Genomic DNA, 12,587 nt, shown 5'->3' on the forward strand with positions numbered 1-12,587 from the left:
GGTCCTCCCGGTGCGGGATGTCCTCCGGTTGCGTGGTGCGGCGCCGACTCAGCGGCGCCGGTTGCGTGGCTGAGCGTGGGACCCGGGCGTGCGGGATGGGAGGGGATCTCGCGGGCGGAGGGTGGGGATCCGGGGTTGGGTCCTCCCGGTGCGGGATGTCCTCCGGTTGCCTGGTGCGGCGCCGACCCAGCGGCGCCGGTTGCGTGGCTGAGCGTGGGACCCGGGCGTGCGGGAGGGGAGGGGATCTCGCGGGTGGAGGGTGGGGATCCGGATCCTGGTCCTCCCGTCGCGGGACGTCCTCCGGCTGTGGGTGCCGCGCCGCTCAGGCGGCTCCGGTTGCGGGGCTGAGCGCGGGACCCGGGTGTGCCGGACGGGAGGGGATCTCGCGGGTGGAGGGTGGGGATCCGGGGTTGGGTCCTCCCGGTGCGGGATGTCCTCCGGTTGCGGGGTAGCGTGCCGGATCGGGCGTGCGGGGTGGGAGGGGATCTCGCGGGTGGAGGGTGGGGATCCGGATCCTGGTCCTCCCGTCGCGGGATGTCCTCCGGATCCGGGCCCGCCCGCCGCACCCCCGCCGCACCCGGCCCGCCCCCGCGCCCCCCGCCGCGCCCGGCACCCCGCGCCCCCGCGCCCCCGCCGCCCCGCGCCCGCGCCCCCGCGGCGTCAACGCAGAAGGCCCCCGGCAGCAGCCGGGGGCCTTCGGGGCGCGGATCAGGCGCCGAGCGTGCCGAGGTAGAGCTCGGCGACCTTGGGGTCGTTGAGCAGCTCGCGGCCGGTGGCCGTGTGGGCGTCCCGGCCCTGGTCGAGCACGTATCCGCGGTCGCAGATCTGCAGGCAGCGACGCGCGTTCTGCTCGACCATGATGCAGGTGACGCCGGCCTTGTTGATCTCGGAGACGCGCAGGAACGCCTCGTCCTGGCGCACGGGGGAGAGGCCGGCGGAGGGCTCGTCGAGCAGCAGCACCTTCGGATCCATCATGAGCGCGCGGCCCATCGCGACCATCTGGCGCTCGCCGCCGGACAGACCGCCGGCGCGCTTCTTCAGTCCCGCGCCCTTGGCGAGGTCGGGGAAGATGCTCATCACGAAGTCGGCCCGCTCGCGGAACAGCGCCGGCTTCTGGAACGCACCCATCTGGAAGTTCTCCTCGATGGTGAGCGAGGGGAACACGTTGTTGGTCTGCGGGATGAAGCCCACGCCCTTGCCGACGAGCTTCTCGGCCTTCAGCCCGGTGATGTCCTCGCCCTCGAGCATGATGGATCCGCCGCGCACCTGCACCTGGCCGAAGATCGCCTTCAGCAGCGTCGACTTGCCGGCGCCGTTGGGGCCGATGATGCCGATCAGCTCGCCCTGGTAGGCGGTGAGGGTGGCGCCGTTGAGGATGTTCACGCCGGGCAGGTAGCCCGCGTGCACGTCGTCGACGAGGACGACCGGGGTGTCCTTCTGAGGGTCGGTCACTGGTCCGTCTCCTTCTGGTCCGCGGTGCCGGATGAAGCCCCGCCGGATGCCGCCCCGCCGGATGCCGCAGGAGCATCCGTGCCGTCGAGCTCGGCCGACGCCTCGGCCTCGATCACGGCGATGTCCGCCGCGGCGGAGGCCTGGGCGTCGGTGGTGGGGTCGGCGTCCACGATCGCGACGCGGCCGGTGACGACGCCGAGGTCGAGCTCCTGGTGAGCGCCGAGGTAGGCGTCGACCACCGCGGGGTTGCGCATGACCTCGTCGGGCGCGCCCTCGGCGACCACCCGTCCCTCGGCCATCACGATCACCCAGTCGGCGATGTGGCGCACCATGTGCATGTCGTGCTCGACGAAGAGCACGGTCATGCCGTTGTCCTTCAGATCCAGGATGTGGTCGAGCAGCGACTGCGTGAGCGCCGGGTTGACGCCCGCCATGGGCTCGTCGAGCATCACGAGCGTCGGGTCGGTCATCAGCGCGCGCGCCATCTCGAGCAGCTTCTTCTGGCCACCCGACATGCCCGCGGCGAGGTCGTCGCGCTTCTTGTCGAGCTTGAACTTCACCAGCAGCTCGTCCGCGCGCGCCTCGATCTCGCGATCCTGCTTCTTCCACAGGCCCGGGATGAGGCTGTGCCAGAAGCGCTCGCCGGTCTGGCCGGTCTGCCCGAGCTTCATGTTGTCCATGACGCTGAGGCGCCCGAGGGCCTTGGTGAGCTGGAAGGTGCGGATGAGACCCATGCGGGCGACCTTGTGGGCCGGCACGTTCGCGAGATCCGTGCCGTCGAACGACCAGGATCCGGCGTCCGGCTTGTCGAAGCCGGTCAGCAGGTTGAACAGGGTCGTCTTGCCCGCGCCGTTCGGACCGATGAGGGCCGTGATGGCGCCGCGGGGGATCTCGAGGTGCTCGACGTCGACCGCCGTGAGGCCGCCGAACGTGCGCTTGACGCCGTCGGCGACGATGATCGGATCCGTCTTCGCGCAGCCGGCCGCGGCCTCGCCGACATGCAGACCCGTGGACTTGGGACGGGCGACGGGCGCCTCGAACTCACCGGACAAAGGTCAGCTCCTTCTTGTCGCCGAGGAAGCCCTGAGGCATAAAGACCACGAGCAGCATGAGCGCGACGCCGACGAGCACGAAGCGCAGGGTGCCTGCCTGGGTCGACGACATGTCGAGCAGGCCGCTCTCGGTCAGACCCGACAGGAAGTTCGTCAGGAAGGTCTGGATCACCCAGAACACGAGGGATCCGAGCAGGGGACCGAACACGGTGGCGGCGCCGCCGAGGAGGAGCGCCGTCCACACGAAGAACGTCAGCGAGGTGACGTAGACGCCGGGGTTCACCGCGGCGGGCATGGCATAGACGATGCCGCCCGCGGCCATGATGACGCCGCCCAGCACGAGCGACTGCATCTTGTACGAGAAGACGTTCTTGCCGAGCGAGCGGATCGCGTCCTCGTCCTCGCGGATGCCCTTCATCACGCGACCCCAGGGGCTGCGCGTGAGCATAAACACCAGCAGGGTCGCGAATGCGAGGGTGAGCAGGCCCATCACGCGCACCCACAGCTCGTTCTGGTTGTAGGTCCACGGACCGAAGCCGTAGGTGCCCTCCGGGAACGGGTTCGACTCCTGCAGCGAGCGGTTGAAGCCCGAGAGGCCGCCGGCCGATCCGGTCACGTCGGCGAACGTCGTGGTGAGGAACAGCAGACGCGCGACCTCGGCCGCCGCGATGGTCGCGATGGCGAGGTAGTCGCCGCGCAGCCGCAGCGTCGGGATGCCCAGGATGAGCGCGAACACCGCGGCGGCCACCAGGCCCACCAGCGACGCGGCCCACCAGGGAAAGCCGAAGGTCAGCACCGAGATGGCGTATCCGTACGCGCCGATCGCCATGAAGGCGGCGACGCCCATGTTGATCAGGCCGCCGAAGCCGAAGTGGATCGCGAGGCCCAGGGCCGCGAGCGCGTACGCCAGCGTCGAGGGGCTCAGGATCGAGGCGAGCGTGTTGTTGAGAATCTGAGGCCAGTCCATGACGTCTCCTAGCCGATGCGCTCGCGACGGCCCAGGATGCCCTGGGGACGGACGAGGAGGATGAAGATCAGGATCAGCAGCGCGCCCGCGAAACGCAGGTCGGCCGGGATCCAGAGGCTGATCGTCTCGGTCAGGATGCCGATGATCAGCGCGCCCACGAGGGCGCCGTAGGCGGTGCCGAGACCGCCGAGCGTGACCGCCGCGAACAGCAGCAGCAGGAACTGCGTGCCCATGTCCCAGGTGAGGCCGGGGCGGTAGTAGGCGTACAGGATGCCCGACAGGCCCGCCAGCGCGGCCGAGACGACCCAGACGATCCGCACGACGCGGTTGACGTCGATGCCGCTGGTGGCCGCGAGCGCCGGGTTGTCGGAGATCGCGCGGGTCGCCTTGCCGGTGCGGCTGCGGGTGAGCCAGGTGGCGAACGCGAGGATCACGACGATCGAGATCGCCATCGAGACGAGATCGGTCGGCGTCGCGCTCACGTTGCCGAAGAGCACGATCGGGGCGCCCGGGATCAGCGTCGGCAGCTGCTTGACGTCACCGCCGAGGAAGAACTGGAACAGATACCGGATCGCCAGCGACAGTCCGATGGAGAGGATCATCAGCTGCACGACTCCGACGCCGCGCTTGCGCAGCGGCCGCCAGATCGCCGCATCCAGCACAAGACCCAGGATCGCGCTCAGCACGACCGCGAGCGGCAGTCCGAGCCAGACCGGCAGGGCGAGAGATGCGGGCCCGACGAGCATCAGCGCCGCGACCGCCCCGAAGGTCACCATCTCGGCGTGCGCGAAGTTGGAGATGCCGGTCGTGCCGAACACGAGCGACAGGCCGACGGAGGCGAGCGCCAGCATCAGGCCGAAGTTCAGGCCCTGGAAGAGGCGCTGCACCAGCTGGTCGAAGAACGTGACGGTGATCCGCTCGCCCTCGCCCAGGAAGAAGTTGAGGGTGAGGCGTCCGCCCTGACCCATCTCGCGCACGACCTCGTTGGGAGTGTCGTCTTCACCGGTCTCGTCGACCACGACGACGCCATCGGGGAGCGTGCTCTCGTCGAGGGTGATGGTGTACTCGACGCCTCGCTCGGGCACCTGCACGGTCCAGCGGCCGTCGGCGTCGGTCTCGACATCCTGCTCACCGCCCGGGCCGTCGATGGTGAGGGCCACGCCCTCCAGGGGCTCGTCCTCGAAGGTGACGACGCCGCTGATCTTGAAGGGGTCGTCTTCGGCCGCGTGCGCTGCGGTCGGCAGCACCAGCGCGGTGAAGAGGGCGGCGAAGAAAGCCGCGAAAGCGACGATCGCGGCCGGACGGTGGCGCCTCAGCGAGGCGTGGGTGGGCATCATTGATCCTCCGGTCCGCGGGCGGCGGGTGGGGTGGCGCCGCACCGGGGTACGTGAACGGGTCGTTCAAACGTAGAACCCTAATGTGTCGCGGGCGTTTCCGCGGGCTCCGCACGGGATCTGTGTGCATTCTGTGATCGGCCCCCGGGATGGAGAGGGCGATCTGCGTCCGGAATATCTCCAGCCCCCGGACGCTTAGAATTCCTATACGGGGGAGGATGGCACACCCGGCCCCTTCCGCGATACGAGCCTCATCCCTCTCGCTCCCAGTGGAGAACGTCATGACTGACTACGACCCGTTCGGCTTCGTCGGACTCACCTACGACGACGTTCTGCTCCTGCCGGGGCACACGGATGTCATCCCGAGCGAGGCCGACACGTCGTCGCGCCTGACGCGCAACATCCGCGTCGCCGCTCCCCTTCTCTCGAGCGCCATGGACACGGTCACCGAGGCGCGTATGGCCATCGCGATGGCCCGCCAGGGCGGCATCGGCATCCTGCATCGCAACCTCGCGATCGCGGAGCAGGCCTCGGCCGTCGACCGCGTGAAGCGCTCGGAGTCGGGCATGATCACCGACCCGATCACCACCACGCCCGACGCCACGATCGAGGAGGTCGACGGCCTTTGCCGCAAGTACCGGATCTCCGGTCTGCCGGTCGTCGACGGCGAGGGCAAGCTCGTCGGCATCGTCACCAACCGCGACATGCGCTTCGTCTCCGACTTCGAGCGCTCGACCACCCTGGCCAAGGACGTCATGACGTCCGAGGGCCTTGTCACCGGCCGCGTGGGCATCAAGCCGGAAGAGGTCGTCGCCCTCTTCGCCAAGCACCGCGTCGAGAAGCTGCCGCTCGTTGACGAGGACGGCAAGCTCGCCGGTCTCATCACCATCAAGGACTTCGACAAGACCGAGAAGTACCCCCACGCCACCAAGGACTCGCTGGGCCGCCTGCGCGTGGGTGCCGCGATCGGCTTCTTCGGCGACGCGTGGGAGCGCGCCGAGGCGCTGCGCGACAAGGGCGTGGACGTGCTCGTCGTCGACACCGCCAACGGCCAGTCGCAGGGCGTGATCGACATCGTCAAGCGCCTCAAGGCCGACCCGTCGTTCGCGCACATCGACGTCATCGGCGGCAACGTCGCCACCCGCGAGGGCGCCCAGGCGCTCATCGACGCGGGCGTCGACGCCGTCAAGGTCGGCGTGGGTCCGGGCTCGATCTGCACCACGCGCATCGTCGCGGGCGTCGGCGTGCCCCAGGTCACCGCGATCTACGAGGCCTCGCTCGCCGCTCGTCCGGCCGGGGTGCCGGTCATCGCCGACGGCGGTCTGCAGTACTCGGGCGACATCGCCAAGGCCCTCGTGGCCGGCGCCGACACGGTGATGCTCGGCTCGCTGCTCGCCGGCACGGACGAGTCGCCCGGCGACGTCGTCTTCCAGGGCGGCAAGCAGTTCAAGATGTACCGCGGCATGGGCTCGCTCGGCGCGATGCAGACGCGCGGCAAGCAGACCTCGTACTCGAAGGACCGCTACTTCCAGGCCGACGTGCCCAGCGACGACAAGCTGATCCCCGAGGGCATCGAGGGCCAGGTCGCCTACCGCGGTCCGCTCTCGGCGGTCGTCTACCAGCTCGTCGGCGGCCTGCGTCAGTCGATGTTCTACGTCGGCGCGCGCTCGATCGACGAGCTCAAGGCCAAGGGCAAGTTCGTGCGCATCACTTCGGCGGGCCTCAAGGAGTCGCACCCGCACGACGTGCAGATCGTCGTCGAGGCGCCCAACTACAAGCGCTGATCCGGCTCTCTCGAAAGGCCCCGCGGCTGCGCGCCGCGGGGCCTTTCGCGTGTCCGGGGCCGGGGCCGGGTCGGGGCGGGGCCGGTGCCGGGGCCGCCGGGTACGGGAGGAGATCTCGGATCGGGCGGGTGCGGATCCGGATCTCGGTCCTCCGCACGCGGGATCTCCTCCTGTCGCGCGGGCGGGATCGCGGGGCCGCGCATGTCCGAGGCCCGGGGCGGGGTCGGGGCCTGGGGCGGGAGGAGATCTCGGATCGGGAGGGTGCGGATCCGGGTCTCGGTCCTCCGGGCGCGGGATCTCCTCCTGTCGCGCGGGCGGGTTCGCGGGGCCTTTCGCGTGTCCGTGGCCGGGACGGGGCCGGAGCCGGGTACGGGAGGGGATCTCGGATCGGGAGGGTGCGGATCCGGGTCTCGGTCCTCCGCACGCGGGGTCTCCTCCTGTCGCGCGAGTGCCGCGGGGTCGAGCTGGGGAACGGGAGGGGATCTCGGATCGGGAGGGTGCGGATCCGGATCTCGGTCCTCCGCACGCGGGAGCTCCTCCTGTCGCGCGGGCAGGTTCGCGGGGTCGAGGCCGGGACGGGAGGGGATCTCGGATCGGGAGGGTGCGGATCCGGATCTCCGTCCTCCGGACGCGGGATCTCCTCCTGTCGCGCGGGTGCCGCGGGGCCTTTCGCGTGTCCGGGGCCGGGACTGGGAAGGGATCTCGGATCGGGAGGGTGCGGATCCGGATCTCGGTCCTCCGGGCGCGGGATCTCCTCCTGTCGCGCGGGCGGGTTCGCGGGGTCGAGGTCGGGAACGGGAGGGGATCTCGGATCGGGAGGGTGCCGATCCGGATCTCGGTCCTCCGCACGCGGGATCTCCTCCCGTCGCGGGGTGCGCCGCGGGGCCTTTCGCGTGTCCGAGGCCGGGGCTGGGGTCGGGGCCGGGGCGGGAGGAGATCTCGGATCGGGAGGGTGCGGATCCGGATCTCGGTCCTCCGGACGCGGGATCTCCTCCCGTCCCGCGGCTGCGCGCCACGGGCCTTTCGCGTGTCCGGGGCCGGGACGGGAGGGGATCTCTGATCGGGAGGGTGCGTATCCGGATCTCGGTCCTCCGGACGCGGGATCTCCTCCTGTCGCGCGGCCGGGTTCGGGCGGGGGCTTTCGCGGGGTCGAGGCCGGGACGGGAGGGGATCTCGGATCGGGAGGGTGCGGATCCGGATTTCGGTCCTCCGGGCGCGGGATCTCCTCCTGTCGCGGGCGGGACCGGGGCCTTTCGCGCGTCCGGGGCTGGGGCCGGGGGCCCGGGGGGAGGGGATCTCGGATCGGGAGGGTGCGGATCCGGATCTCGGTCCTCCGGACGCGGGATCTCCTCCCGTCGCGGGCGTGCCGCGGGGCCTTTCGCGTGTCCGGGGCCGGGACTACCGTGACGGCATGTGCCGGAACATCCACACCCTTCACAACTTCGAGCCCGCCGCGACGTCGGACGAGGTGCATGCGGCGGCTCTCCAGTACGTGCGCAAGATCGCGGGAACGACCAAGCCCTCGAAGGCGAATCAGCCCGCGTTCGACGAGGCGGTCCACGAGATCGCGCACATCACCCAGCACCTGCTGGACGCGCTCGTCACCAGCGCCCCGCCGAAGAACCGCGAGGTAGAGGCCGAGAAGGCGAAGGCGCGCGCCGCCGGGCGCTACGCGGCCTGATCTGCCACGAGCCGTCCGCGCCGGCGGGAGAGGGCATCTGACGACCGCGGGTAGGCTGGAGCGGTGACGAGCGAGATCGAGCTGGGCCGCGGCAAGCGGGCACGACGGGCGTACGCGTTCGACGACATCGCGGTGGTGCCCTCGCGCCGCACGCGCAATCCGGAGGACGTGACGACCGACTGGTCGATCGACGCGTTCCACTTCGACATCCCGGTGCTCGGCGCCCCGATGGACTCGGTCGTCAGCCCCAAGACCGCCATCATGCTCGGTCAGCTCGGCGGCCTCGGCGTGCTCGATCTCGAGGGCCTCTGGACGCGCTACGAGGATCCGGAGCCGCTGCTCGCCGAGATCGCCTCGCTTCCCGACGAGGTCGCGACGAGCCGCATGCAGCAGCTGTACGCCGAGCCGATCAAGCCCGAGCTCATCACCGCGCGCATCAACGAGATCCGTGCGGCCGGCGTCGCCGTGGCGGGCTCCCTCAGCCCCCAGCGCACGCAGGAGCTCTACAAGACGGTCGTCGCGGCCGGCGTCGACCTCTTCGTGATCCGCGGCACCACGGTGTCGGCCGAGCACGTCTCGAGCGAGGCCGAGCCCCTCAACCTCAAGAAGTTCATCTACGACCTCGACGTGCCGGTCATCGTCGGCGGCGCCTCCACCTACACGGCGGCGCTGCACCTCATGCGCACCGGCGCCGCGGGCGTTCTCGTGGGCTTCGGCGGCGGCGCCGCGTCGACCACGCGCGCCACGCTCGGCATCCACGCGCCGATGGCCTCGGCCCTCGCCGATGTCGCCGGCGCGCGCCGTGACTACCTCGACGAGTCGGGCGGGCGCTACGTGCACGTCATCGCCGACGGCGGCGTGGGCACCTCGGGCGACATCGTGAAGGCCCTCGCCATGGGCGCCGACGCGGTGATGCTCGGCGTCGCGCTGGCCCGCGCCACCGATGCGCCCGGCCGTGGCTTCCACTGGGGGCCGGAGGCCCACCACGCCAAGCTGCCCCGCGGCCGCCGCGTGATGGTGCCCCAGGTCGGCACGCTCGAAGAGGTGCTCTACGGCCCCGCGTCCATGGCGGACGGCACCGCGAACCTCATCGGCGCGCTGCGCAAGTCGATGGCCACCACCGGCTACTCCGACCTCAAGGAGTTCCAGCGGGTCGAGGTCGTCGTCGCACCGTATGACCACTGACACCCCGGCACCCGCCGCCGCGTCTGACGGGCTCCTGTTCCCGCCGACGCTGCGGGAGGTGATGCTGCGTCCGCGCTGGATCGCGATGCTGCTGTTCGCGCTCCTGGTCGCGGGCGTGTTCGCCTGGCTGGGGCAGTGGCAGCTGTCGACGGCGATCGACACCGATCCGGTGCCGGCCGGGGCGACCGAGGAGATCCGCCCGATCGCCGATGTCGTGGCCCCGGGGGAGTACCTCGAGGAGCCGCTGGTCGGTCAGAAGGTCGAGGTCGACGGCGCCTGGGTGCCCGACGACTTCATCGTCGTCTCGTCGCGCTTCAACGACGACGTGCAGGGCTACTGGGTCACCGGCCAGCTGCGCACGGCCGATCCGGAGGCGGCCCTGGCAGTGGCGATCGGATGGACCGCCTCGCGCGCCGATGCCGACGCGGCGGCCCGCACGCTGAACGACGCGGCGACCGGTGAGCGCGTCACCCTGACGGGACGCATCATCTCCGACGAGGGCCCGCGCGTGCCGGACGCCGGTGAGGATCCGCTCGAGCAGTCGCGGATGTCTCCGGCGGCGCTGCTGAGTCGCTGGCACCTTCCCGAGGGGGGCATCGACGTCTTCCGTCCGTACCTGACCTCGACGGATCCGACCGGCGCGCTCGCCGACGCCGGTCTCGAGCCCATCTCGTCGCCCGCGCCCGAGCTGGGCAGCCCGATCAACTGGCTCAACATCTTCTATGCGGTCGAGTGGGCCGTGTTCGCGGGCTTCGCCTTCTACCTCTGGTACCGGCTCGCGCGCGACGCGTGGGAGCGCGAGGTCGAGGAGTTCGAGGGCGTCGATCCCGACGAGGAATGACGCGCGCCGAGGCCGGCCGCACGCGGATCGGACGCACAGCCGCCGCCGATAGACTGGACCCCATGCCTCAGCCCAAGCTCGCCTCGTTCGAGAAGATCCGCGGCGCCGTGAGGTTCTACCAGATCTGCTCGGTGATCACCGGCATCGGCCTCCTGCTGCTGTGCGCGGAGATGGTGCTGAAGTACACGCCCCTCGCCGTCGAGCTGTTCTTCCTCGACTCGCACGGTCTCTTCGCGTTCCGCGAGGTCGTGCAGCAGGGCGACGAGCTGGTCTCGACCGGCGACGGCATCAACCTGTCGCTGGGCATCCTCATCGTGCACGGCTGGTTCTACGTCGTGTACCTCTTCGCCTGCTTCCGCGTGTGGAGCCTGATGCGCTGGCCGTTCTGGCGGTTCATCCTGCTCGCCGGTGGCGGCGTGGTCCCCTTCCTCTCCTTCATCATGGAGTTCTCCGTCGCGCGCGACGTGAAGCGCTACCTGGCCGAGCGCGAGACCGCGGCCGCCGAGAAGAAGGCCGCGGCAGCGGCATCCGACAACAACCTGGAGGTCGCCCAGTGACAGCTGATGTCACCGCCGACACCGCCCAGCGTCCCGTTCTGGTCGTCGATTTCGGCGCCCAGTACGCGCAGCTGATCGCGCGCCGCGTGCGCGAGGCCGGTGTCTTCAGCGAGCTGATCCCGTCGACGGCCTCGGCCGCCGAGATCGCCGCGCACAACCCGGTCGCGATCATCCTGTCGGGTGGTCCGTCCTCGGTGTACGAGGAGGGCGCGCCGCGCCTCGACCCCGAGGTCTTCGAGCTGGGCGTCCCGACGCTCGGCATCTGCTACGGCTTCCAGGTCATGGCCCAGGCCCTCGGCGGCGAGGTCGCTCACACGGGTCTGCGCGAGTACGGCGCCACCGATGCGGCGCTGGTCGGATCGGGCGGCGTGCTGCTCGAGGGGCAGCCGCTCGAGCAGAACGTGTGGATGTCGCACGGCGACCAGGTCTCCAAGGCGCCCGCGGGCTTCGAGGTGCTCGCCTCGACCGCCGCGACCCCCGTCGCCGCGTTCGGCAACGCCGAGAAGTGCTTCTACGGCGTGCAGTGGCACCCCGAGGTGAAGCACTCCGACTTCGGCCAGAAGGTCATCGAGAACTTCCTCCACAAGGCGGCGGGCCTGCCCGCCAACTGGAACGCCGGCAACGTCATCGCCGAGCAGGTCGAGCGCATCAAGGAGCAGATCGGCGACGCGCGCGTCATCTCGGCCCTGTCGGGCGGCGTCGACTCGGCCGTCTCGACGGCGCTTGTGCACAAGGCCGTCGGCGACCAGCTCACCGCGGTCTTCGTCGACCACGGTCTGCTCCGCAAGGGCGAGCGCGAGCAGGTCGAGAAGGACTACGTCGAGTCCACGGGCGTGCGCCTCATCACGGTCGACGCGGAGGAGACCTTCCTCGGTCACCTCGCCGGCGTCACCGACCCCGAGGAGAAGCGCAAGATCATCGGCCGCGAGTTCATCCGCGCGTTCGAGAAGGTGCAGCTCGACCTCGTCGCCGAGGCCCGCGAGTCCGGCGAGAAGGTCAAGTTCCTCGTGCAGGGCACGCTCTACCCGGATGTGGTGGAGTCGGGCGGCGGCACGGGCACGGCCAACATCAAGAGCCACCACAACGTGGGCGGCCTGCCGGAGGATCTCGACTTCGAGCTCGTCGAGCCCCTGCGCACGCTGTTCAAGGATGAGGTGCGCGCGATCGGCCGCGAGCTCGGCATCCCCGAGGCGATCGTCGGCCGCCAGCCGTTCCCGGGCCCGGGCCTCGGCATCCGGATCATCGGCGAGGTCACGCGCGAGCGTCTCGACATCCTGCGCGAGGCCGACGCGATCGCCCGCGAGGAGCTCACCAAGGCCGGTCTCGACAAGGAGATCTGGCAGTGCCCGGTTGTGCTGCTCGCCGACGTGCGCTCGGTCGGCGTCCAGGGCGACGGCCGCACCTACGGCCACCCGGTCGTGCTGCGCCCTGTCTCGTCCGAGGATGCGATGACCGCCGACTGGTCGCGCCTCCCCTACGACGTGCTCTCGAAGATCTCGAACCGCATCACCAACGAGGTGCGTGAGATCAACCGCGTCGTGCTCGACGTCACCTCGAAGCCCCCGGGGACGATCGAGTGGGAGTGATCCGGCGCTGAGGCCCCGCCTCGCGCTCTGAAAGGACGTGTTCTCAGCGAGAACACGTCCTTTCTGCGTCGAGAAGGCGGTTCCTCGCTGAGAACACGTGCTGTGAGCGAGGGTAGGGAAACCCCGAACGCACCTGTCGGGGTCGCTC

The 12,587-nt window shown here is 70.5% G+C and carries 10 protein-coding genes; 6 read left to right on the top strand and 4 right to left on the bottom strand.

The window, feature by feature from the left end:
- Positions 1–708: 708 nt before the first annotated feature.
- From J5V96_RS08530 to J5V96_RS08545, 4 genes are read right to left on the bottom strand one after another with little or no spacing between them, the layout of a single operon-like run.
- Positions 709–1,452: an ABC transporter ATP-binding protein gene (locus tag J5V96_RS08530; RefSeq protein WP_208502773.1), complete on the bottom strand. Its 744-nt coding sequence runs from the start codon at positions 1,450–1,452 to the stop codon at positions 709–711.
- Positions 1,449–2,504 carry an ABC transporter ATP-binding protein gene (locus tag J5V96_RS08535; RefSeq protein ID WP_208502774.1) on the bottom strand — a complete coding sequence of 352 codons (1,056 nt, stop codon included), beginning with the start codon at positions 2,502–2,504 and terminating at the stop codon, positions 1,449–1,451. The genes J5V96_RS08530 and J5V96_RS08535 overlap by 4 nt, the downstream gene beginning before the upstream one ends.
- Positions 2,494–3,471 carry a branched-chain amino acid ABC transporter permease gene (locus J5V96_RS08540; RefSeq protein WP_208502775.1) on the bottom strand — a complete coding sequence of 326 codons (978 nt, stop codon included), beginning with the start codon at positions 3,469–3,471 and terminating at the stop codon, positions 2,494–2,496. Before J5V96_RS08540 ends, J5V96_RS08535 begins: the two co-directional genes overlap by 11 nt.
- Positions 3,472–3,479: 8 nt before the next feature.
- A complete protein-coding gene (locus J5V96_RS08545; RefSeq protein WP_208502777.1) occupies positions 3,480–4,805 on the bottom strand; it encodes a branched-chain amino acid ABC transporter permease in 1,326 nt (441 codons plus the stop codon).
- 281 nt (positions 4,806–5,086) lie between these two features.
- On the opposite strand from J5V96_RS08545, the gene guaB reads away from it, so the two are divergent.
- The 6 genes from guaB (at position 5,087) to guaA (ending at position 12,439) form a co-directional block, all read left to right on the top strand.
- Positions 5,087–6,589, top strand: a complete 1,503-nt coding sequence (gene guaB / locus J5V96_RS08550; protein WP_208502779.1) for an IMP dehydrogenase — start codon at positions 5,087–5,089, stop codon at positions 6,587–6,589.
- 1,411 nt (positions 6,590–8,000) lie between these two features.
- Positions 8,001–8,270 (top strand): DUF2277 domain-containing protein, encoded by a 270-nt coding sequence (locus J5V96_RS08555; protein WP_208502781.1) that lies wholly within the window; start codon positions 8,001–8,003, stop codon positions 8,268–8,270.
- 63 nt (positions 8,271–8,333) lie between these two features.
- The gene (locus J5V96_RS08560; RefSeq protein WP_208502783.1) at positions 8,334–9,455 is read left to right on the top strand and encodes a GuaB3 family IMP dehydrogenase-related protein; all 1,122 of its coding nucleotides are present in this window, start codon (positions 8,334–8,336) and stop codon (positions 9,453–9,455) included.
- Positions 9,445–10,296 (top strand): SURF1 family protein, encoded by an 852-nt coding sequence (locus J5V96_RS08565; RefSeq protein WP_236014674.1) that lies wholly within the window; start codon positions 9,445–9,447, stop codon positions 10,294–10,296. The genes J5V96_RS08560 and J5V96_RS08565 overlap by 11 nt, the downstream gene beginning before the upstream one ends.
- Before the next feature lie 62 nt (positions 10,297–10,358).
- On the top strand, positions 10,359–10,853 hold the full coding sequence (locus J5V96_RS08570; RefSeq protein WP_208502785.1) for a DUF3817 domain-containing protein: 495 nt from the start codon (positions 10,359–10,361) through the stop codon (positions 10,851–10,853).
- A complete protein-coding gene (gene guaA, locus J5V96_RS08575; RefSeq protein ID WP_208502787.1) occupies positions 10,850–12,439 on the top strand; it encodes a glutamine-hydrolyzing GMP synthase in 1,590 nt (529 codons plus the stop codon). Before J5V96_RS08570 ends, guaA begins: the two co-directional genes overlap by 4 nt.
- Positions 12,440–12,587 lie beyond the last annotated feature (148 nt).

The sequence above is a fragment of the Microbacterium stercoris genome, from assembly GCF_017592545.1.
In the GTDB taxonomy this organism is placed as follows: Bacteria; Actinomycetota; Actinomycetes; order Actinomycetales; family Microbacteriaceae; genus Microbacterium; species Microbacterium stercoris.